At 65.9% G+C, this 22525-nt stretch carries 18 protein-coding genes; 15 read left to right on the forward strand and 3 right to left on the reverse strand.

Annotated features, from left to right (window positions below; genetic code table 11):
* The first annotated feature begins 168 nt into the window (after positions 1-168).
* From IFT76_RS09420 to IFT76_RS09435, 4 genes are all read left to right on the forward strand, one after another.
* Positions 169-1479, forward strand: coding sequence for an MFS transporter (locus tag IFT76_RS09420; protein ID WP_192058081.1), 1311 nt, complete (start codon positions 169-171; stop codon positions 1477-1479).
* A gap of 21 nt (positions 1480-1500) precedes the next feature.
* The gene (gene araD1, locus IFT76_RS09425; RefSeq protein ID WP_192058083.1) at positions 1501-2490 is read left to right on the forward strand and encodes an AraD1 family protein; all 990 of its coding nucleotides are present in this window, start codon (positions 1501-1503) and stop codon (positions 2488-2490) included.
* A 74-nt stretch (positions 2491-2564) separates the two neighbouring features.
* Complete coding sequence (locus IFT76_RS09430; protein WP_122476122.1) at positions 2565-2840, forward strand: DUF5629 family protein; 276 nt, start codon at positions 2565-2567, stop codon at positions 2838-2840.
* A 103-nt stretch (positions 2841-2943) separates the two neighbouring features.
* A complete protein-coding gene (locus IFT76_RS09435) occupies positions 2944-4101 on the forward strand; it encodes a lactonase family protein (RefSeq protein ID WP_192058085.1) in 1158 nt (385 codons plus the stop codon).
* Between the two features lie 57 nt (positions 4102-4158).
* Here the strand turns inward: IFT76_RS09435 and IFT76_RS09440 are convergent, their stop codons facing one another.
* Together IFT76_RS09440 and IFT76_RS09445 are read right to left on the reverse strand one after the other, a co-directional pair.
* On the reverse strand, positions 4159-7791 hold the full coding sequence (locus IFT76_RS09440; RefSeq protein WP_192058086.1) for an AAA family ATPase: 3633 nt from the start codon (positions 7789-7791) through the stop codon (positions 4159-4161).
* Complete coding sequence (locus IFT76_RS09445; RefSeq protein ID WP_192058088.1) at positions 7788-9029, reverse strand: exonuclease SbcCD subunit D C-terminal domain-containing protein; 1242 nt, start codon at positions 9027-9029, stop codon at positions 7788-7790. The genes IFT76_RS09440 and IFT76_RS09445 overlap by 4 nt, the downstream gene beginning before the upstream one ends.
* Before the next feature lie 198 nt (positions 9030-9227).
* Here IFT76_RS09445 and IFT76_RS09450 point away from each other — a divergent pair, with 198 nt between their 5' ends.
* From IFT76_RS09450 to IFT76_RS09500, 11 genes are all read left to right on the forward strand, one after another.
* On the forward strand, positions 9228-9317 hold the full coding sequence (locus IFT76_RS09450; RefSeq protein ID WP_192058090.1) for a K(+)-transporting ATPase subunit F: 90 nt from the start codon (positions 9228-9230) through the stop codon (positions 9315-9317).
* 6 nt (positions 9318-9323) lie between these two features.
* Positions 9324-11018 carry a potassium-transporting ATPase subunit KdpA gene (gene kdpA, locus IFT76_RS09455; RefSeq protein ID WP_122476115.1) on the forward strand — a complete coding sequence of 565 codons (1695 nt, stop codon included), beginning with the start codon at positions 9324-9326 and terminating at the stop codon, positions 11016-11018.
* A 10-nt stretch (positions 11019-11028) separates the two neighbouring features.
* Positions 11029-13083, forward strand: coding sequence for a potassium-transporting ATPase subunit KdpB (gene kdpB, locus IFT76_RS09460; protein ID WP_192058092.1), 2055 nt, complete (start codon positions 11029-11031; stop codon positions 13081-13083).
* A gap of 16 nt (positions 13084-13099) precedes the next feature.
* Positions 13100-13660: a potassium-transporting ATPase subunit KdpC gene (gene kdpC / locus IFT76_RS09465; RefSeq protein ID WP_192058094.1), complete on the forward strand. Its 561-nt coding sequence runs from the start codon at positions 13100-13102 to the stop codon at positions 13658-13660.
* 15 nt (positions 13661-13675) lie between these two features.
* The gene (locus IFT76_RS09470; protein ID WP_192058096.1) at positions 13676-16312 is read left to right on the forward strand and encodes a sensor histidine kinase; all 2637 of its coding nucleotides are present in this window, start codon (positions 13676-13678) and stop codon (positions 16310-16312) included.
* Between the two features lie 2 nt (positions 16313-16314).
* Positions 16315-17037 (forward strand): response regulator, encoded by a 723-nt coding sequence (locus IFT76_RS09475; RefSeq protein WP_185794445.1) that lies wholly within the window; start codon positions 16315-16317, stop codon positions 17035-17037.
* A 105-nt stretch (positions 17038-17142) separates the two neighbouring features.
* A complete protein-coding gene (locus IFT76_RS09480) occupies positions 17143-17421 on the forward strand; it encodes a hypothetical protein (RefSeq protein ID WP_122476107.1) in 279 nt (92 codons plus the stop codon).
* Between the two features lie 77 nt (positions 17422-17498).
* Entirely contained in the window at positions 17499-18416 is a 918-nt protein-coding gene (locus IFT76_RS09485; protein ID WP_122476106.1) for an AAA family ATPase, read from the forward strand.
* On the forward strand, positions 18386-19369 hold the full coding sequence (locus tag IFT76_RS09490; protein WP_446731097.1) for a DUF58 domain-containing protein: 984 nt from the start codon (positions 18386-18388) through the stop codon (positions 19367-19369). The genes IFT76_RS09485 and IFT76_RS09490 overlap by 31 nt, the downstream gene beginning before the upstream one ends.
* On the forward strand, positions 19366-21351 hold the full coding sequence (locus IFT76_RS09495; RefSeq protein ID WP_192058098.1) for a transglutaminase TgpA family protein: 1986 nt from the start codon (positions 19366-19368) through the stop codon (positions 21349-21351). Before IFT76_RS09490 ends, IFT76_RS09495 begins: the two co-directional genes overlap by 4 nt.
* 112 nt (positions 21352-21463) lie before the next feature.
* Complete coding sequence (locus IFT76_RS09500) at positions 21464-22258, forward strand: acyl-CoA thioesterase (protein WP_185794447.1); 795 nt, start codon at positions 21464-21466, stop codon at positions 22256-22258.
* Here the strand turns inward: IFT76_RS09500 and IFT76_RS09505 are convergent.
* The gene (locus tag IFT76_RS09505) at positions 22227-22472 is read right to left on the reverse strand and encodes a hypothetical protein (protein WP_122476099.1); all 246 of its coding nucleotides are present in this window, start codon (positions 22470-22472) and stop codon (positions 22227-22229) included. The genes IFT76_RS09500 and IFT76_RS09505 overlap by 32 nt on opposite strands.
* Between the last annotated feature and the right edge of the window lie 53 nt (positions 22473-22525).

Here is a 22525-nt window from a genome sequence, read left to right on the forward strand (position 1 = left end):
CCTAAAAATAGGCCATTGAAACGACGATTGGAAGAGCTTGTGCGGTAAATAGTAATACTATAAAGTCGATTTCAATGAGGGCTGCAGGTTTCAGCGAGACACCGGCGAGTGTCCGTACAGCCGTCGCACGTCAACGACCATAAGAACAAGAAAGTGGAGATCGATCCCATGAGCCAGGAATTGGGGCTTATACGCCGCATCACCTTCAAATTGATTCCGTTCCTGATTCTGCTGTACCTGATCGCCTACGTGGATCGCTCCGCAGTGGGCTTCGCCAAGCTGCACATGGGCGCAGACGTGGGCATCGGCGATGCGGCCTACGGCCTGGGTGCCGGCTTGTTCTTCATCGGCTACTTCCTCCTGGAGATTCCCAGCAACCTGATGCTCGAACGCTTCGGCGCACGCCGCTGGTTCGCGCGCATCATGATCACCTGGGGCGCCATCACCATCGGCATGGCCTTCGTGCAGGGGCCGCACAGCTTCTATGTCATGCGCTTTCTGCTGGGCGCTGCCGAAGCGGGCTTCTTCCCCGGCGTGCTGTACTACATCACGCAGTGGTTTCCGGTCCGTCATCGCGGCAAGATCCTCGGCCTGTTCATCCTGTCCCAGCCCATCGCCATGATGATCACCGGGCCAGTGTCCGGTGCGCTGCTGGGCATGGACGGCGTACTGGGCCTGCATGGCTGGCAATGGCTGTTCATCGTCATCGGCACCCCGGCCATCCTGCTCACCTGGCCGGTGCTGCGCTGGCTGCCCGACGGCCCGCAGCAGGTCAAATGGATGAACCAGGAGGAAAAGAACTGGCTGGCCAGCGAACTCGAGAAGGACCTGCAGGCCTATGGGCAGACCCGGCATGGCAACCCACTGCACGCGCTCAAGGATTTTCGCGTGTTGCTGCTGGCGCTGTTCTACCTGCCGGTCACCTTGAGCATCTATGGCCTGGGCCTGTGGTTGCCGACCCTGATCAAACAGTTCGGCGGCAGTGACCTGACCACCGGTTTCGTGTCGTCGGTGCCTTATGTATTCGGCATCGTCGGTCTGTTGCTCATCCCGCGCAGTTCCGATCGCCTCAACGACCGCTACGGTCACCTGGCCGTGCTGTACGTGCTGGGCGCTGTCGGCCTGTTCCTAAGCGCCTGGCTGAGTGTGCCGGCGGCGCAGCTGGCGGCTTTGTGCCTGGTAGCGTTCAGCCTGTTCTCCTGCACGGCGGTGTTCTGGACCCTGCCGGGCCGCTTCTTCGCCGGTGCCAGTGCGGCGGCGGGCATTGCCCTGATCAACTCGGTGGGCAACCTGGGCGGCTACATCGGGCCGTTCGTGATCGGCGCACTCAAGGAGTACACCGGCAACCTGGCCAGCGGCCTGTATTTTCTCAGCGGCGTGATGGTGTTCGGGCTACTGCTGACCGCAGTGGTCTACCAGCTCCTGGAGCGCCGCCACGTGCTGCCGGCCGATGCGTTCGCCGCCAGCGCCCGTACCTGAATTCAGCAAGAGGAAGCGATCATGCATCTGGTGCAATTCGAATTGAAAGACGGGCAACGTCGGGTGGGGTTGGTCGATGGCGACCGCGTGCACGAAGTGCGCGGCGCCCACAGTGTCCGCGAGCTGGCCATGAACGCCATTGCCGCAGGCCACGGCCTGGCCCAGGCGGTGGACGGGTGTGGCCTGGGTGAACAGCATGACTACGCGCAGCTGCTCGAACAGGGTCGCGTTCTCGCGCCTCTGGATCACCCCGACCCGGCCCATATGCTGGTGACCGGCACCGGCCTGACCCACCTGGGCAGCGCCGCCACCCGCGACAAGATGCACCAGCAAAGCGGTGACGCCGCCGTCACCGACAGCATGAAAGTGTTCCAGTGGGGCGTGGAGGGCGGCAAGCCTGCTGCAGGCCGGCCTGGCGTGCAGCCGGAGTGGTTCTACAAAGGCGATGGCAGCATTGTCGTGCGGCCCGGCCAGGCATTCCCGGTCCCGCCGTTTGCCGAGGACGCCGGCGAAGAGCCCGAGCTGGGTGGGCTGTACGTGATCGGCCCGGATCGACGGCCGTATCGCGTGGGGTTCGCCCTGGGCAATGAGTTCTCCGACCACGTGATGGAGCGCAAGAACTACCTTTACCTCGCCCATTCCAAGCTGCGCAGCTGCAGCTACGGCCCCGAGCTGCGCGTGGGTGAGCTGCCCGAGCACCTTGTCGGCACCAGCCGTATCCGCCGGGCTGGCGAGGTGATCTGGGAGAAGGAATTCCTCAGTGGCGAAGCGAACATGTGCCACAGCTTCGACAACCTCGAGTACCACCATTTCAAGTACGCGCAGTTTCTCAATCCTGGCGACGTGCATGTGCATTTCTTCGGCACCGCCACGCTGTCGTTCGCCGACGGCGTCGTCACCCAGCTGGGTGACCAGTTCGAAATCAGCCTACCCGCCTTCGGCGCCCCTTTGGTGAACAGCGTCGGCCAGGCCGAGGCCGCATTCGCACCGGGCAGCGTGGGCATCCTGTAGGCGCGTACTGGCGAGCAGGCCAGAGGCGCGCATCGCGGTTATCATGGTCGGATATCACCCCCGGAGATCCGACCATGAGCCTGCCTATCGCGCTGCAAACCTGCGACATGCTGCTGATCGACACCCTGCACGCCTTCGATTTTTCCTTCGACGAGGAGCACACCCTGCACATCCAGTGCATGGACGGCCGCGAACTCAAGCGCTGGCAGTTCACCCTGCAAGAACAGCAGGCCGCCCAGCCCGGCGCCGAACCGAACAGCTTCGTCATCAGCCAGGCCGGCGTGTCTCACCAACTGACGTGCCTCAGCGCGTTTTCGGCCCGCGACGAAGAAGATGAAACCCAGGCTTGAACGCGGCGGTCTCTAGAGTCCGATCCACGTTCGCTCCTGCTGCCGCTACAACACTCGGTGCCACGAAAAATCGGCCACTCACAACAGGCTCGGAGAGACCTTCATGAAGCGAGTTCTGCTATCTATGCTTGTCAACGGTTTGGTCCTGACCTCACTGCACGCCGGCGCAGCCGAAAAATACGACCTGCTGGTGGGCACCTATACCCAGGGCGCCAGCGAAGGCATCTACCGCTATGCCTTCGACAGCGCTACCGGCCAGATCGAGGCGCAGCCACAGCAGACATTCAAGAGTTCCAACCCGTCCTGGCTGACCTTGTCCCAGGACCAGCGGCGCCTGTTCGTGGTCAACGAAAACGGCCCCGGGCAGAAAGAGGTGGTCGGCAAGGTCAGCAGTTTCACAGTGGACGGCAACACCCACGAACTCAACCAGGTCAGCCAAGTCGCGACCCGTGGCGATGAGCCAACCCATTCCAGCCTGAGCCAGGACGGGCGCTACCTGTTCGTTTCCAACTATGCCGTGAACGTCAACCCAGGTGGCAGCCTGAGCGTGTTCAAGGTGGCCGAGAACGGCACGCTCAGCGAGGTGGTGCAACAGCTCAAGCACGTTGCCAGCCAGGTGAATCCCGAGCGTCAAGCCGGGCCGCATGTGCATTCGGTGGTATCGCTGCCCTCCGGCAACTACGTCTATGCCAGCGACCTGGGCGCCGACCGGGTGTACGTGTACCGCTACCAGCCCGAGTCTGCCGAGCGCCCACTGGTGCCAGCGCAACCGGCCTCGGTCCAGTTGCCGGACGGCAGTGGCCCGCGTCATCTGCTGTTCAGTCGCGATGGCAAGCACGCCTACCTGACCCTGGAAATGAGCGGTCAACTGGCCATGTTCGACGTCAGGGACGGCAACCTGGTACGCCAGCAACTGCTCGAACTGGGCACGGCCGGCAAGCAAAGCGCAAGCGGCGCGTTGCACCTGTCGGCCGATGGCCGCTTTCTCTATGTGAGCAACCGCGGCACGGCGAATCAGATGCTGGTGTTCAGCGTTGCAGCCGGCAATGGCCAGCTCGAGGAAATCCAGCGTCGTGACGTGGACGGCGATCATCCGCGTGAATTCACCCTCGACCCTACCGGCCACTTCCTGTTGATCGCCAACCAGAAAAGCAACCAGATCACCGTGCTCAAGCGCGATGCGAGCACCGGCATGCTGGGTGAGACGGTGCAGCGCTTCGCGCAGGATGCCCCCTCGGACGTGAAATTCCTGACCCGGTGATGGTCGGCCGTTGACCCCCGGCTGCGCGGCAGTGCGCGCAACCGGGGGAACGCCGCCTCAGCCGGTGACCTGCACGCTGCTCAAGCCGTTGCCCAGGCGCCGCACCTGAATCTGCACCGGAATGCGCTCGTGCATCTCCTGCACGTGGGAAATCACTGCTACCTTGCGTCCCTGCGCCTGCAGGCCGTCGAGGGTGTCCATGGCCAGCTGCAGCGACTCGGGGTCGAGGCTGCCGAAGCCTTCGTCGATGAACAGCGACTCGATGCGCAGTGTGCTCGAGGCCATCGACGCCAGGCCCAAAGCCAATGCCAGTGAAACCAGAAACGTTTCCCCGCCCGACAACGAATGCACCGAGCGCAGTTCGTCGCCCATTTCCGTGTCCAGCACCAGTAACCCGAGCATGCTGCCGCCGCGCTTGAGCCGGTAGCGCCGCACCAGCTGGCGCAGTTGCACGTTGGCGTGGTGCACCAGCAGGTCGAGGTTGTAGGCCTGGGCAATCTTGCGGAAGCGATCGCCCTCGGCCGAGCCGATCAGCGCCGCCAGTCGCGCGCAGCGCTGGTAGAGCGCATCGGCCTCGGCAATCTGCGTCTGCAGGGCCTGGTTGGCACCGTGCCGGCGCTGGTCTTCGGTCTGCCGGGCGCGCAGTTCGGCGCAGTGATGTTCCTGCCGTTCGGCGTCCAGCAGCAGGGCGGCGTGTTGTGCGTCCAGTGCTTCGGCGCTGGCAATCGCGTCGAGCTCTGCGCGATGGGCCTGCTGGCGCTGTTCGCGTTCGTGCAGGCGGATGCGCGCCTGTTCCAAGGCCCTTTCCGTGGTATGCAGGCGGCTGCGCAGCGCATCGACCTGGGGTTCATCGATGGCGAGCAGTGCCCGCAACCCATCGTCGTCCAGTTGCGGACGCTGCTCGCGCCAGGCGTGCAGGGCTTGCTGCACGTCGGCCAGGGCTCGCTGCAGTTGGGTCTGCTGCTGAGTGTCGGCCTCCAGGGCGCTGGCGGTCTGCACTGTCTGGGTTCGTAGATCCTGTTGCTGGCGGTCGACTTGCCGTTCCTGCTCGCGCGCCGTTTCGACCTGATCGTGCAAGGCCGTCTGCCAGGCGGCAGCCTGGGCATGCTCGCCCAGCAATTCGTGCAGCCGTGCTTCGCAGGTCTGCAGGTGCGTGGACAGTGCCGCGACCCGCTGGCGTTGCTGCTCGCAGTCGGTTTGGTGCCGCGCATGCTCGCTGCGGGCCTGCTCGATGCGGCGCGCGCGGGTGTCGAACTCGGCCTGTTCCTCGTCCCGTTGCTCGATCTGTGCCAGACGCTCGCCGATGCTCTGCTCCAGCGCCATGAACGTCTGTGCCGGTTGCTCGCGCAGGGCCTGCAGGCGAGCGGCGGGCAACTGGCTGGCCAACGCCTGCAGCTCTTCGTCGAGCCGTTGCCGGTCGGCGTCGACGTGGGCCTGATGCGCCTGCAGCGTCTGCCGCGCCTGCTGGCTGGTTTCCCCGGCTTGCGCCACGGCGCGCTGCAAGGTGGTTGCCTGCTGTTGCAAGGCCAGCAGGCTGTTCTGCTGCCGTTCATCCTCATCGATCAGGCGCGTGTGGCTGGCCACGGTGTCGCGCAGCCAGTCATCCGCCTGCTCGGCGTCGGCAAGGGCAGGGTAGAGCGGATGCCGGGTCAACTCGGTGCCATCCGGCTGGTCGAGCAATTGTTGCTCCTGCGCCTTGAGCTGCTTGTGCTGCTCGATCAGCGCGCCGACTTCGGTACGCAGCTCGATCAGGCGTTCGGACAGCGGCTTCAGCGCAGCGCGCGCGCGTTGCTCTTCATCGTCATCGTGGGCCGATAGCGCCTGCAACAGCGCCTCGGGAGCGCGATAGGGGTGTTCGACACTGCCGCAGACCGGGCAGGGCTGTTCGGGCTGCAACCGTTCGCGCAACTGTTCGACGCTTTCGCTGCGCGCCAGGCGCTGGCGTTCGAGCAGTTGCAGGGTCAACGTCAGGGCTTGCTCGGCCTGTTCGTGGGCCGCGCGGACCTCCAGCCCCTGGGCGGTCAGTTGCTCGCGCCGGGCCAGCAAGGTGGCCTGCTGCTGGCGTCCTTGTTCAAGACGTTCCTGGACAGCGTTGCGCCGCTGCCACAGCCGTTCCAGTTCCTGTACACCGCCCAGCGCCAGGCGTTGCTGTTGCAGACGTTGGGTCAGTTGCTGCAAGCGCTCAGGCAGCTCCTCGACGCCGCACGGGGCATGCTGAAAGACGCGGGCAAGGTCCGTTTGATGCGCTTCCAGGCTCGTCTGTGTGGCGTGTGCCTGCGCCTGCAAGTCTGGCAGCTCGGTCTGACCCTGGCGCAGGCGACTGCTCAGCGTCACCACGTGCTGCAGGCGTGGCAGGTAGGCGTTCCAGGTGGTGGCCAGCGGTGCCAGCTCGGCGCTGCGTTCGAGCGCGTCGGCGACCTGCTGCAGGCGTTTGCCAGTCTCGGCCTGTTGCTGCTCCATGCCCAGCAACGCCTGCGCCCCAGACGAAAGCTGCCGCTCGGCTTCGGCCAGCGCCGGGCTCAGGGGTTCTAGCTCGGCCTGCAATCGGCTCCGGTTCGACTGCTCGTCGAAGGCCTGCTGCAACCGGGGCTGCGCTTCGGCCTGTTGCGCCAACGCCTGTTGCAGCGTGCGCTCGGCCTGTTCGCGTTGCTCGTCCAGTTGCTGGCGCTGCAGCGCTTGCTGTTGCTGCCGCGAACGCGACAGCTCGATGCGTTCGGCCAAGGGCAGGAGTTGGGTGCGCACTTCCTGCTCGCGGCCGAACAGGTAGCGTTGCGGTGCCAGTTGTTCGAGCATGTGCAGTTGCAAACGCTGCTCGGCGCCTGCTTCCCACGCCTGGGACGCGTCTTCCACCTGCTGCCGGGCCGCCTGGCAGTCGTCGGTCAGGCGCTGGTCTTCGCGGTGCCACTGCTGCTGCCGTTCCACCTCCTTGAGGCGCGCTTGCTGCTGGCGCAGTTGCTCGCTGGCGCTCTGGAACTCCAGGTCCAGGGCCGTACGGGCCTCGACCGCCAGTGGCGCGATACCGGTGGCCTGGTCCTGCCAGTGCTTGAGCTGCTCGCGGGCGTCGCGGCTCTTTTCGAAGGCGCGCTTGCCCAGGCGGGTGTACAGCGCCGTGTCGGTAAGCTTTTCCAGCAGCTCGCTGCGCTCGTTGTCATCGGCCTTGAGAAAGGCACTGAACTCGCTCTGCGCCAACATCACCGCACGGGTGAACTGTTCGAAGTTGAGCCCCAGGCGGGCCTCGAGCAGTTGCTTGTATTCACCTTTCTGGCTGGCCAGTAGCTGGTCGTTGTCCAGGTCGCGCAGCGACTGCCGGCTGTTCTGCAACTTGCCGCCGGGTTTGTCCCGTGCGCGGTTGGCTTCCCAGCGCGCGCGATAGCGACGACCGTCGACGCCGAGGAAATCCACTTCCGCGTAGCCTGCCCCGGTACCACGACGCAACAAGGTGCGCGGGTCGTAACTGCCGATCTCGCCATCGGCGTCCGGCACCTTGGCGCTCTGCGACGCGTTGCCCAGGCGCGGCACGGCGCCGAACAAGGCCAGGCACAGGGCATCGAGCAAAGTGCTCTTGCCCGCGCCGGTGGGGCCAGTAATGGCGAACAGACCAGCACTGGCCAGTGGTTCGGCAGTGAAATCCAATTCGAACGGGCCGGCCAGCGAGGCCAGGTTCTTCAGGCGAATGGCCAGGATCTTCATGGGGTTTCGCCCTCCAACTGCACTTCCTGCAACAACCGAGCAAAGTCATCCAGGGTCTGTTCGTCCACCTCGCTGCCATAACTGTCCAGCCAGGCGCGGCTGAACAGTTCGTGGGGGCTGAGCTGATCCAGTTCGATCAAGACGCCGACGTCTTCGTTGTCGGCGTTGGCGCGCCCGGCGTACTCGGCGGCGATCCGCACCAGACGCACGGCTTTGCCTTGCAGGGCGGTTTCGATGTGCTGGCGCAGGTCCGGTTGTGGCTCGTCGAGTACCACTCGCACTTCCAGCCAGGGGTAGCCCAGGAGGTCGGCCAACAGGTCCACGTCCGGCAGTTGCTGTAACTGTTCGCGCACCTGCGGCAAGGGCGCCGGGCCGATGCGCAGCAGGTCGACGGCGCGTGGGATGAGGATCGGTTCCACACTCATCAGTTGCTCGCCAGCGCATTCGATCTCGAGGATCTGATGCGGGTATTCGATTTCCGAAAACGACAGTGGAATGGGTGAACCGCTGTAGCGAATGCGCGATTCGCCGTTGACCTTCTGCGGCTTGTGCAGATGGCCCAAGGCAACGTAGCTGATGCTGGCATCGAACAGGCTGGCCGGCAGGGCCTCGGCGCTGCCGATCACCAGGCTGCGCTCGGACTCCATCGACACCGAACCGCCGGCCATGTGCGCATGGCTGATGGCAATCAGCGCCTGCCCCGACGAGCGTCGGGCATTGGCGGCGGCAATCAGCATTTCGTGCACACGGGCGATGCCCTGCAGGTAATCCTCGCCCAGGGCTGCGCCGGTCACCTCGGCAGGGCGCAGGAAGGGCAGGGCCAGGCACCAGGCTTGCACTTCGCCCTTGGCATCGGGCAGCGGCAGCAACAGCCGTTCGCTGTCGAGGCGGCCATCCTCGAGCCACATCACCCGGCCCAGCGCGTGGGTGCGCAGGCGGCGCATCAACGGCCCAGGCAGTTCGATGCGCGAACCCGAGTCATGGTTGCCGGCGATCATCACGATGGTCAGCTGCGGCTGCTGCTCGTGGGCGCTGACGATGAAGTTGTACAAGCGCTCCTGGGCGCGCACGGGCGGGTTGACCGTGTCGAAGATATCGCCTGCCACCAGCAGCACGTCGGGTTGGCGCTCGGCGAGCTGGCGCAGCAACCAGCGCAGGAAGCTTGCGTGTTCGAAGTCGCGCTCCTGACCGTGCAGGCTTTGGCCGAGGTGCCAGTCGGAGGTGTGGAACAGGCGCATGAAGGCTCCAGGGGGCAGGGAAGGCCGCCATGATAGCCGTTCGGCCCCGACGTTCCCATGCGCCGCGCTTGGCAGGATGTGACCCACCGATCTTTACGCGTTCTTTACGGCGACGCCTGGGTATCGATCTCGCGCCTTTACGCCCAAGCCTTGGAGAATGTCGACAAGCGGCGCCCGCCGTGCCTGGAGATATTGCTCATGTCTGTTCTGGACGGCCTGTTCCTGCTGCTGGCCATCGGCTTGTTCGTGTACCTGCTCGTCGCCCTCTCGCGCGCCAGTGGAGGCTAGTCGGTCATGCACAGTCACGATTTCGCACTGATAGCGGCCTTCCTCGCCCTGGTGTTGCTGCCCGCGCCCTGGCTCGGACGTTTCTACTACAAAGTCATGGAAGGCCAGCGCACCTGGCTCAGCGTACCGCTGCAGCCAGTGGAAAGGCTTTGCTACCGGTTCGCCGGTATCGACCCGCAACAGCAGCAGAGTTGGCAGCGCTACGCCCTGGCTCTGCTCGCCTTCAATCTGGCCGGGTTCGGCGTGTTGTTCGCCCTGCTCATGCTGCAAGGCTACCTGCCGCTCAATCCCCAGCACCTGCCTGGCCAGGAGTGGACCCTGGCGTTCAACACCGCCGTCAGCTTCATGGCCAACACCAATTGGCAGGCCTACAGCGGCGAAACCTCGCTCAGCTACCTCAGCCAGATGGCCGGGCTGGGTGTGCAGAATTTCCTCAGCGCCGCAACCGGCCTGGCCGTGCTGGTAGCGCTGTGTCGCGGCATCAGCCGGCGCTCGGCCAGTACTCTTGGCAACTTCTGGGTCGATGTGACCCGCGCCACATTGTATGGCCTGCTGCCGCTGGCGCTGCTGCTGGCCGTGTTCCTTCTATGGCAGGGCGTGCCGCAGACGTTCGCCCCGTACGTGGACGCGCTGACCCTGCAAGGCAACGCGCAGACCATCCCGCTCGGCCCGGCTGCAAGCCAGATCGCCATCAAGCAGTTGGGTACCAACGGCGGCGGATTCTTCGGGGTCAACTCGGCGCATCCGTTCGAGAATCCCACGGCGTGGAGCAATCTGTTCGAATTGGCAGCCATTCTGACCATCCCGGCCGCCCTGGTTTTCACCTTCGGTCATTACGTCAAGGACCTGCGCCAGAGCCGGGCGATTCTGGCCTGCATGCTGACCCTGTTACTGCTGGGCATCGGCTTGTCGCTGTATGCCGAGCAGCAACCCAACCCGCTGCTGGCCAGCGCCATGGTCGAGCAGGCCGCTCCGCTGGAAGGCAAGGAAAGCCGCTTCGGCACCACCGCCAGTGTGCTCTGGTCGGTGACCACCACGGCCGCCTCGAACGGTTCGGTCAACGCCATGCACGACAGCCTCAACCCGCTCTCCGGGATGGTCGCTCTGGTCAACATGATGCTCGGCGAGGTGATTTTCGGCGGGGTTGGCGCCGGTCTCTACGGCATGCTGCTCAACGTGCTGCTGACCGTGTTCCTGGCCGGACTGATGATCGGTCGAACCCCCGAGTACCTGGGCAAGAAGCTGCAGGCACGCGAGGTCCGCTGGCTGGTGGCGAGCCTGCTGGTGATGCCGGTCGGCGTGCTGGTGCTCAGCGCCATCGCCGTCAGCCTGCCGGGGCCGGCGAGCGCCGTGAGCAACCCGGGGCCCCATGGCTTCACGCAGTTGCTGTATGCCTACACCTCGGCCAGCGCCAACAACGGTTCGGCCTTCGCCGGCCTGTCCGCCAACACCGCCTTTCACAACCTGATGCTGGGCCTGGGCATGCTGATCGGGCGCTTCGGCTACATTCTGCCGGTACTTGCCCTGGCCGGGGCGCTGGCCAGCAAGAACGCCAGTGCGCCCAGCGCCGACAGCTTCGCCACCCATGGCCTGCTGTTCATCACCCTGCTGACCGTGACCCTGCTGATAGTGGGCGGCCTGACTTTCCTGCCGGTGCTGGCCCTGGGGCCGATCGCCGAGCACTTGAACCTGCATTTCTGAGGCCTGGACAATGAACCGATCGACCGTTGCCGCTGCCAAGCAACCATCACCGCCCGCCGGGGCCACCCTGAGTGCCTTGTGGCGACCGGCGCTGCTGCAGGCCTTCGTCAAGCTCGACCCGCGGCGACTGCTGCGCAGCCCCGTGCTGTTGGTGGTGGAGTTGTGCGCTGTATTGACCACCGGCCTGTGCCTGCTGCCTGACCCAGCGGTGCCGGCCGCGGTCGCCGTACAGATCGCCGTGTGGCTGTGGTTTACCCTGCTGTTTGCCAATTTTGCCGAAGCCTTGGCCGAGGGCCGCGGCAGGGCGCGCGCCGACAGCCTGAAAGCGGGCAGCCAGGGCTTGCAGGCACGCCGACAGTGCGCCGACGGCAGTTTCGAAAACGTCGCCGCCACTGTGCTGCGCAAGGGCGATGTGGTGCGCGTCGAAGCCGGGCAGATGATTCCCGGCGACGGCGAGGTGCGCGAGGGCATCGCTGCGGTCAACGAGGCCGCCATCACGGGCGAATCGGCGCCGGTGATCCGCGAGTCGGGCGGCGATCGCTCGGCGGTCACCGGCAACACCCTGGTGGTGTCCGACTGGCTGCTGATCGAGATCAGCACCGACCCCGGCGAATCGACCCTGGACCGGATGATTGCGCTGGTGGAAGGTGCGAAGCGCCAGAAGACCCCCAACGAAGTGGCGCTGGACATCCTGCTCATCGGCCTGACCATGGTCTTCCTGCTGGTGGTGGTGACCCTGCAGCCCTTCGCCCGCTTCTCCGGGCACAGCTTGCCCCTGGTGTTCCTCCTGGCGCTGCTGGTGACGCTGATTCCGACCACCATCGCCGGCCTGCTGTCGGCCATCGGCATCGCCGGCATGGACCGCCTAGTGAGGCTCAACGTCGTGGCCAAGTCCGGGCGCGCGGTGGAAGCGGCCGGCGACGTCCATGTGCTGCTGCTCGACAAGACCGGCACCATCACCTTCGGCAACCGCCGGTGCAGCGCTTTGTACGCCGCCCCCGGCGTCAGCGATGCGCAGATGGCCGAAGGTGCGCTGTTGGCTTCGCTGGGCGATGAAACGGCGGAAGGGCGTTCGGTGGTCGAGTTCATCCGTCCGTTGTTCAGCGTCGACGAGCCGCCCGCCGAGCGCTGGCAGTCGGTGCCGTTCAGCGCGCAGACGCGCCTGTCCGGCGTCGACCTCGACCAGCAGTGCTACCGCAAGGGCGCAGTCGACTCGCTGCTGGCCTACATCGGCCAGTCCAGGGCGCAGCTTCCGGCCGCACTGGCCGACCATATCGAGCGCATCGCGCAAAGTGGCGGCACGCCGCTGCTGGTGTGCCGAGACAAGCAATTGCTGGGGGCGATCCACTTGAAGGATGTGGTCAAGCCGGGCATTCGCGAGCGCTTCGAGCAATTGCGCAAGCTGGGCATCCGCACCGTCATGGTGACCGGCGACAACCCGCTCACCGCGGCGGCCATCGCCGCCGAAGCCGGCGTCGACGATGTGCTGGCCGAGGCCACGCCGCAGAAGAAGCTGGCGCGCATTCGCCAGGAACAGGCCGATGGGCGGCTGGTGGCGATGTGTGGCGATGGCGCCAACGACGCACCGGCGCTGGCCCAGGCCGACGTCGGCGTGGCAATGAATGACGGTACCCAGGCTGCACGCGAGGCGGCCAACATGGTCGACCTGGACAGCGACCCGACCAAGTTGCTGGACATCGTGCGCATCGGCAAGGAACTGCTGGTCACCCGCGGCGCGCTGACCACCTTTTCCATCGCCAACGACGTCGCCAAGTATTTCGCCATCCTGCCGGCACTCTTTGCCGCGGTGTATCCGTCCCTGGGCGTGCTCAACGTGATGAACCTGGCCAGCCCGCAAAGCGCGATCCTTTCGGCCATCGTCTTCAACGCCCTGATCATCATCGTGTTGATTCCCCTGGCCCTGCGCGGTGTGCGGGTGCAGGCCAACAGCGCTGCGCAGTTGTTGCGGCGCAACGTGCTGATCTATGGCCTGGGTGGCCTGGTGGTGCCCTTCATCGGCATCAAGGCGATTGACCTCGTCCTCACTGCATTGCATCTGGTCTGACCCTGGAGCTTGAAAGATGAACAGTTTGTTGCGTCCGGCCTTGAGCCTGATTCTGCTGATGACCCTGCTCACCGGCGGGGCCTATCCACTGCTGGTGTGGGCGGTAGGCCAGTTGGCATTCTCTACCCAGGCCAACGGCAGCCTGGTGCGCGATGCGCAGGGCGAGGTGCGTGGCTCGACCTTGCTCGCGCAAGCCTTCACCGGCGAGCACTGGTTTCATTCACGGCCTTCGGCGGCGGACTACGCCACACTGGCCAGCGGTGCGAGCAACCTGGCGCCGAGCAACCCTGCACTGCGAAGCCGTGTGCTGGCGCAGGCCGATGAACAGTTCGATGCGCAGCAGGGCCCGATCCCCCTGGCGCTGTTGACCACCTCGGCCAGTGGCCTGGACCCTCATCTGCCACCGGCGGCGGTGAACTACCAGGTGCCACGGGTGGCGCGCGAGCGCGGCCTGGCCGAGTCGACCCTGCGCGCGCTGGTGCAGGCACATACCGAATCTCCCCTCATCGGGCCGGCCGTGGTCAACGTACTGGCTTTGAACCAGGCGCTGGATCGGCTACCGTCGCAGTCCCGATGATGACGAGCCTGCGCCATGAGTGATTCCGGCCGCGCCGATGCCTTGCTGGCCGCCTTGCCCAGCGCTGGGCGTGGGCGTTTGAAAGTGTTCCTGGGGGCCGCCCCCGGCGTCGGCAAGACCTACGCCATGCTGCAGGCCGCCCATGCCCGTCAGCGTCAGGGCATCACCGTACTGGCCGCGGTGGTACAGACCCACGGTCGTGCAGAAACCGAAGCGCTGCTGGTCGGCCTGCCTCAGCAGGCGCTGCTGCGTTGCCAGTACCGCGACGTGATGCTGGAGGAAATGGACCTGGACGCGGTGCTCGCTGCCCGCCCGGCCCTGGTGCTGGTCGACGAACTGGCGCACAGCAATGCCCCCGGCAGCCGCCACGCCAAGCGCTGGCAGGACGTGCAGGAGCTGCTCGCCGCCGGTATCGACGTCTACACCACGGTCAACGTGCAACACCTGGAAAGCCTGAACGACCAGGTCCAGACGATCACCGGCGTGCAGGTGCGCGAAACCCTGCCCGACTGGGTGGTGCAGGAAGCCGACGATCTGCTGCTGATCGACCTGCCGCCGCGCGAGCTGCTCGAACGCCTGCGCGAGGGCAAGGTATACGTGCCCGAGCAGGCGCGGGCGGCCATCGACGCGTTCTTCACCCAGACCAACCTCAGCGCCCTGCGCGAGCTGGCCATGCAGACTGCGGCGGCCCAGGTCGACGACGATCTGCACGAAGGGTATCGCAGCCTCGGCCAGCAGGCACCCAGCGTCCGGGGACGGCTGCTGGTGGGCATTGCCGGCGACGAGCAGGCCGAGCGCCTGGTGCGCCACGCCAGCCGCGTCGCGCGTCGCCGCCATCTGCCCTGGTCGGTGGTCCATGTGGACAACGGCGCGCTGCTCGACGAAGCGGCGCGCCAGCGCCTGCAGCTGGCCCAGCAGATGGCCGAACGCCTGGGCGGCGAGGTGGTGGAGCTGCGCGATGCGGAAGTGGCCAGGACCTTGCTGCAGCATGCCGCCGACCGTCGCGCCAATCTGGTGCTGGTCGGCCAGTCGCGTCGACGCCGCTTCGGCGCGGGCCTGGCCGAGCGCTTGCTGCGCCAGCCCAGCGGCATCGAGATCAACGTACTGGCGCGCACTCAAGAACATGCGCCGCAACCCCGCCGTGCGCGGCCCGTTGGACGCTGGCGCGAATATGCCTTGGCGCTGACCGCCACGCTGCTGGCCAGCGGGCTGGCCTGGGCGGTGGCGCAGGTGCTGGACCTGCCCAATATCTCTCTGGTATTTCTCGCCGCAGTGCTGCTGGTGGCGGTACGCAGCAGCCCGGGGCCGGCGCTGAGCTGCGCGGCGCTGTCGTTCCTGGCGTACGACTTTCTGTTCATTCCGCCCAACTTCTCCCTGAGCATCCAGCGTCAGGAAGACGTCTTGACCCTGCTGTTCTTTCTGTTGATGGCGGCGCTCACGGGCAATCTGGCGGCCCGCCAGCGTCAGCAGCTCAGTGCCCTGCGCGAAACCCAGGCACACACCGCGCAACTGCTGGAACTGTCCCGGCTGCTGGCGGCGGCGACCGACCGCCAGGCGGTGTTCAGCGCGGCCGCGCAGCACTTGCACGGTTGGCCTGGGCTGGACATCTGTCTACTCGAGCGCGGCGAGCAGGGCTGGAAGGTGGCCCACAGCAGCACAGCGCAGTTCTCGACCACCGAACTGGCCGCCGCGCAGTGGGCCGGCAACCATGCCCAGCCGGCTGGGCTGGGCACGGCGACGTTGCCCGCCGGGCGCTGGTGGTGGTTGCCGCTGACCTTGGAAGGGCAGGTGCTGGCGCTTCTGGCGGTGAGCGAACGACAGCCTGGGCGGCTCGACGGCCATGGCCGACGCTTGCTCGAGGCCCTGGTGCAGCCGGTGGCCCAGGCCCTGGCGCGGGCCAACCTGGCCCAGGATCTGGAAGCGGCGCGCCTGCACGGCGAAACCGAACAGTTGCGCAGTGCCTTGCTGGCCTCGGTGTCCCACGACCTGCGTACACCGTTGACGGCCATGCGCGGCAGTATCGACAGCCTGCTGGCCCTGGGCACGGCGCTGGCGCCGGACGATCGCCAGGCCTTGCTCGAAGTCACCCGTGACGAAGCCGAGCGCCTGGACCGCTACATCCAGAACCTGCTGGACATGACGCGCCTGGGCCACGGCGCCCTCAAGCTGGCTCGGGACTGGGTGGCAGCCGGCGATATCGTCGCCAGCGCCGTGGCTCGGCTGCGCGCACCCCTGGCGCCGTTGCAGGTGCAGGTGCAGGTGCCTGCGCAACTGCCCCTGCTGCATGTGCATGCGGCGCTGATCGAGCAGGCCTTGGTCAATGTGCTGGAGAATGCCGCTCGGTTCTCGCCGCTCGGCGGGCGCCTGCAGGTGTCGGCCAGCGTGCGCGACGACAGCCTGGTGCTGGCGGTCAGCGACGAGGGCCCCGGCATTCCCGAAGCCGAGCGGGCGAAGATATTCGACATGTTCTACACCGCTGCTCGGGGTGATCGGGGCGGGCAGGGCACGGGGCTGGGCCTGGCGATCTGTCAGGGCATGGTTGGCGCCCATGGCGGTCGTGTCGAAGTGACCAGCGGCATCGATGGCCAAGGCACCTGCATCGCCTTATGCTTGCCACTGCGCGCTCAACCGGGCGCAGACCCGGACACCTGAGCATGAACCTTTCCAGCACCTCTGGGGCCAGCAACGCCCTGGCCAACACGCTTCTGGTCATCGACGACGAGCCGCAGATTCGCAAGTTCCTGCGCATCAGCCTGGCATCACAGGGCTACAAGGTGATCGAAGCGGGCACCGGCGCCGAGGGCCTGAGCCAGGCCGCCCTGATGCGCCCCGACCTGGTGGTGCTGGACCTCGGTCTGCCGGACATGGACGGCCAGCAGGTGCTCGAGCAGCTGCGCCAGTGGAGTACCGTGCCGGTTCTGGTGCTCTCGGTCCGCGCCAGCGAGGCGCAGAAGGTCCAGGCCCTGGACGGTGGCGCCAACGACTACGTGACCAAGCCCTTCGGCATTCAGGAGTTCCTCGCCAGAGTCCGTGCGCTGTTGCGTCAGTCCAGCGGCAGCGAAACCTTGGAGTCTGCCTTGCAATTGGGGCCTCTGCAGGTCGACCTGGCGTTGCGCCGAGTCATCCTCAACGACGCGCCGGTGGCCCTGACCCGCAAGGAATATGCAGTGCTGGCACAACTGGCGCGCCATCCAGGGCGCGTCATCACCCAGCAGCAGCTGCTCAAGGATATCTGGGGCCCCACCCATGTCGACGACACCCACTACCTGCGCATCGTCGTCGGCCATCTGCGTCAGAAGCTCGACGACGACCCAGCCGCGCCGCGCTTCATCGTCACCGAGCCAGGCGTAGGCTACCGACTGGCAAGCCCGGACTGACGTGCCACTCCCACAATGACAAACCGTGGACCTGGCAATGGCACTTTTTAGATGGCATACCGTCTGACCCAGCATTACCCTGATGTTTTTCCCGAGGTGTCATCGATGAAAGCCTGGATCTGTGTGCCACTGGTGGCACTGGCCTTGAGTGGTTGTGCTGGCAAGACCGCCTACCGCGACAGCTGCGCCACCCAGCTCGATGGTGCCTGGCATGAACTCGATCTGGCCAAGGCCGAGGGTCTGGCCGGAACCGTCAGCTATTCCAAGGCCCTGTCACTGCTCACCGGGGCCAAGACCCAGCAACAGTTCGAAGCCTTCGAAGGCTGCACCAGCAAGGCCGAGAAGGCGCGGTTCTACATTCGCGAGTCACGCGCCGGACGTTGAAGCACGGTAGTCGCCCAAGGTCGCCGCTAGGCGCCGGGCGCGTTCTGCAGACGTAGTATCGACAAGGAGTGTCTGCCATGCGCAGTCGACTGGATGAGTGCCTGCAAGCGGTCAACGAAGTCCTGCTGGGCAAGGAAACCCAGGTGCGTCTGGCGATGACCTGTCTGATCGCCGACGGTCATCTGCTCATCGAGGACCTGCCCGGCATGGGCAAGACTACCCTGAGCCACACCCTGGCCAAGGTGCTGGGCCTGAGTTTCCAGCGCATCCAGTTCACTTCCGATCTGTTGCCCAGCGACATCCTCGGCACTTCGGTGTTCGACAAGGACAGCGGGCGCTTCGTGTTCCACCCCGGGCCGATCTTCGCCGAACTGGTGCTGGCGGACGAAATCAACCGCGCCACCCCGAAAAGCCAGAGTGCCTTGCTCGAAGCGATGGAAGAAGGCCAGGTCACCATCGAAGGCGCCACCCGGCCATTGCCTCAGCCCTTTTTCGTGATCGCCACGCAGAACCCCACGACCCAGGGCGGCACGTTCGCGCTGCCCGAATCGCAGCTGGACCGCTTTCTCATGCGCCTCTCGCTCGGCTACCCGGCCAAGGCCGCAGAGAAAGCCCTGCTGATGGGCGAAGCGCGACGCGATCTGCTGCCGCGCATGAACGCGGTGCTCGATCATGCGCAGTTGGCCGCGCTGCAAGCCCAGGCGCGTGCGGTACGCGCCAGCGACGCTTTGGTGGATTACGTGCTGCGCCTGGTGGAAGCTACCCGCAGCCAGCCCCAGTTTGCCTACGGGCTGTCGCCGCGTGGCAGTCTGGCGCTGCTCGCTGCCGCCAAGGCCTGGGCGTTGCTGATCGGCCGCGACTACGTGATTCCCGAGGACGTGCAAGCCGTGCTGCCGTCGGTGGCCAGTCATCGCCTGCGCGAGCGCGCCGACCCCGCCGGACAAGGTGGCGGGGCGCTGGTGCAGTGGCTGCTGCGGGAGGTGCCTGCGCTGTGAAGCGTCTGCTGGGCGAGCGCTGGCGGCGCTGGCAGGTGCGTCGGCTGCGAGCGGCGCCGCGCATCGAGCTGGATCAGCGCCGAATCTTCATCGTTCCCAGCCGCAGCGGCATGGGCTTTATCGTCGTCTTGCTGCTGATGTTCCTTGCCGCGATCAACTACCAGAATAGCCTTGCCTACGCCTTGGTATTCCTGCTGGGCTCGGTATTCGTGGTGGCCATCCTGCACACCTATCGCAACCTCAGTGGGTTGCTCGTCAGTGGCAACGGCGCCACTTCGGTGTTCGTCGGCGAGCAGGCACGCTTTGGCTTGCGCCTGGAAAGCGGCGGCAAGGAGCACCAGGCCATTGGCGTTGGCTGGGATGCCCGGCAATTGCAACGCAGCGACGTTGCCCCCGATCATGTACAGGCGCTGGAATTGAGCCTGCCTACCGAGCGCCGCGGCTGGCTGGTAGCACCGCGCATGCGCGTGGAAACCAGCTTTCCGTTGGGGGTGCTGATGGCCTGGACCTGGGTCGATCTGGGCCAGCGCGTGCTGGTGTATCCCCAGCCCCTGCAAGGCGAAGTGCCAACGCTGCACAGCGAATCGGCCGACATCGAAGACCAGGCGCAGCGTCTGCACGGCCAAGGCGTGGATGATTTCCAGGGCCTCAAGCCATACCAGCCCGGTGATTCCTGGCGGCGCATGCACTGGAAGGCCTGGTCGCGCGGTGAAGGACTGCTGGTCAAGGACTTCGCCGACCTTCGCGGCCAGGAGCTGTGCCTGGACTTCGTGGCCCTGGGCGGCGATGTCGAACAGCGCTTGTCGCGGCTCTGCTACTGGGTACTGGCCCTGTCCCGCGAGCAGCGACCGTTCGCCTTGCAGCTGCCCGGCAATCGCCTCGACACCGACAGCGGCGATGCTCATCGCGAAGCGTGCCTGCGGGCGCTGGCGCTGTTTGGAGAGCAGCCATGAGTACGCCCGCCGCCATTCCGCGTGTCAGCCTGACCTGGCTGCTGCTGGCACAATCGCTGGTACTGGTACCGCTGTGGTTGCACGTGCCGTTGTGGCTGCTGGGCTTGTGGTTGGGTTGCACGCTGTGGCGGGTGCAGGTGTTTCGCATGCGTGCGCGCTATCCAGGGCGGCTGATCAAGGTGGCGCTGATGCTCGCGGTGGCCGCCGGCGTCTATCTGTCCAGCGGCACCTGGGTGGGCCTGGAGGCCACCGCCGCGCTGCTGGTGGCCGCGTTCCTGCTCAAGCTGCTGGAGATGCAGACCGCCCGCGACGCCCGCGTGGTGATTTTCCTCGGCCTGTTCTGTCTGGCAGTGGCCTATCTGTTCGATGCCAGCCTGGGCTGGGCGCTCTACAGCGTATTGCCGCTGCTGGCCTTGTTGGCGGCCCTGATCGGTCTGCAGCAGACCCAGCTGATTGCCCGGCCCATGGCGACCTTGAAACTGGCGGGCAGCCTGGTGTTGCAGGCACTGCCGCTGATGCTGCTGTTGTTCGTGTTCTTCCCACGCCTGGAACCGCTCTGGTCGCTGCCGCTGCCCAAGCCGGGCCAGGGCGTGACCGGCCTGTCGGAAAGCATGAGCGCGGCCGACGTCGCCAGTCTCAGCCAGTCCGGCGAAGTAGCCTTTCGTGCCAGCTTCGACGGCGCCATACCGGCCAAGCGCGACCTCTATTGGCGTGCCCTGAGCCTGGATGTCTACGACGGCCGGACCTGGAGCCAGTCGCCGTGGATCCAGACCCAACTGGCAGCGGATTGGCAGCCAACGGGTCCGTCCCTGGATTATCAGATCATCCAGCAGCCCAGCGGCAAGCCCTGGTTGTTTGCGCTGGACGTGGCACGTACCGCGCTGGCCGGCGTGCGCCAGTTGAGCGATGGCCGCCTGCAGCGCCGCCGTCCGGTCGACCAGCCACTGATGTACGCGGTGACGTCGTGGCCGCAGGTGATTCGCGAGCCGCAGTTGGCCGCCCCGGCGCTGCGCACCGCGCTGCAACTGCCGGCCCAGGGCGATCCGCGCACGCGCCAGTGGGCGCAGGGTCTGCGTGCCCGTTTCGACACGCCTCAGGCACTGGTGGACGAAATGCTGCGGCAGTTTCGCGAACTGCCTTTTCACTACACGCTCAATCCGCCAGTACTGGGTCGCGACAGTATCGACGAATTCATGTTCGACAGCCGGCGCGGCTTCTGCGCCCACTACGCCGGGGCCATGGTCTATGCCTTGCGTGTGGCAGGGGTGCCCGCACGGGTGGTGGCCGGCTACCAGGGCGGCGAACTCAACCCGGCGGGCAATTACCTGACCGTGCGCCAGTTCGAAGCCCATGCCTGGGTCGAATACTGGCAGGCAGGCACGGGCTGGCAACGGGCCGATCCCACTGCGGCGGTGGCCCCGGCGCGGGTCGAGCAGGGCTTGCAGCAGGCGCTGTCGGCCGACGAGGAATTCCTTGCCGGCTCACCCTTTTCGCCGCTGCGCTACCCTCATCTGACCTGGCTCAACGACCTGCGCCTGCAATGGGACAACCTCAACTACGGATGGCAGCGCTGGGTGCTGGAGTACCAGGGCGAGCGCCAGATCGAATTTCTCGCTCGCTGGTTCCAGGGCCTGCAACGCTGGGCGCTGCCGATCGGCGGGCTGTCGTTCATGCTGCTGGCCAGTGTCTGGCTGCTCAAGCCCTGGCGCCGGCGGGTCGATCCGCAACTCAAGGAGTTCGCAGCGTTCGAGCGCCTGTTGCGCCGTCGTGGCCTGGTGCGCCATGCCGGCGAGGGCGCCATGGCCTTCGCCGAGCGCGCAGCCGTTCAATTGCCCGCGCAAAGCGAGGCCATCCTGACCTTCGCCTACGCCTTCATGGCCCAGCGCTATGGCGGTCGACCGGTTTCGCGCGAGCAATTGCGTGCTGCGCTGACCCGCTTGCGCCGGCAACTGGGCCGTACGGCTGGGCGCGTGACTTCGTAGCGCGGCATGCCTGGACGACCGCTTGAACTGGAAATTGGCCGATATGAAAGCTGCGCGCTGACGCCGAGCTGTCTACCATCAAGCCCATCGACAACCACCCCAAGGCCGGCCCATGAACCTTCGCGACTTGCTGGCAAGCGCACGACGTCCACCCCACAGCGTTACCGTACCTCGCGAATGGAGCCAGGGTCGCGCCTGCTACGGCGGGCTCATGGCCGCTTTGCTGCACGAGGCCATGGCGGCGCAGGTCCCTGGCCGGCCGGTGCGTTCGATGGCGATCACGTTCGTGGGGCCAGCCGAACTGGAAGTCCCCATGGATCTACAGGTGGAAATATTGCGCGAGGGCAGTGCGGTCACATCGGTGCTGGCTCGGGCAGTGCAGAACGGACGCACAATGACCGTGGTCCAGGCCAGCTTCGGCCTACCACGCGAATCGGCGATCACCCTCAGCGCAGTGCCGGTGCCGGCCATGAAAACGCTGGAGCAATCCACGGCGTTGCCGTACCTGCCTGGGGTGACGCCGGAGTACATTCGCCATCTGGACATGCGCTGGGGAATCGGCGCGCTGCCCTTCAGCAATACGCCGGTCGCTGGTATCGGCGGATGGATGCAGCTGCGTGAGCATGATCGCGATGAGCCGATCACCGAAGCGTTGTTACTGGTATTGGGCGACGCCTGGCCGCCTGCATTGCTGCCCTATCTGAGCAAGCCTGCGCCCGGCAGCAGCCTGACCTGGACTATCGAGTTCATTCAACCGATGCCTGCAATGCGCAGCGGCGACTGGTGCCGCTATCAGGCCCTGATCGAGCATGCCCGCGATGGCTATGGGCACACCTCTGCGGCCATGTGGAACCCCGAGGGGGAGCTGCTGGCTATCAGCCGGCAGACGGTGACAGTTTTTGGCTGAGCTCGGCCTGGCTGGGTTCACGCTGGCCGCGGCCCAGGGCGAACGCTGCGACCAGGCCAATGACACCGATGGCCGCTTCGCCAATGCTGGCACAGGCGGCGGCATCGACCAGCATCAAGGCTGAAAGAGCCAGCAATGGCAGGGCAATGGCGCGCGACACACGCAGGCCGTTGTTCGGGTCGTTGACGATCTTCAATGCGGTGGTGTCGTTCATGGCTCAATGCTCCCTGGGCGCGGTGCAACGGGACCTGGATCAACAAGACGATG

Origin of the sequence: Pseudomonas sp. CFBP 13727, assembly GCF_014841915.1 — a bacterium.
GTDB classification, from domain to species: Bacteria; Pseudomonadota; Gammaproteobacteria; order Pseudomonadales; family Pseudomonadaceae; genus Aquipseudomonas; species Aquipseudomonas baltica.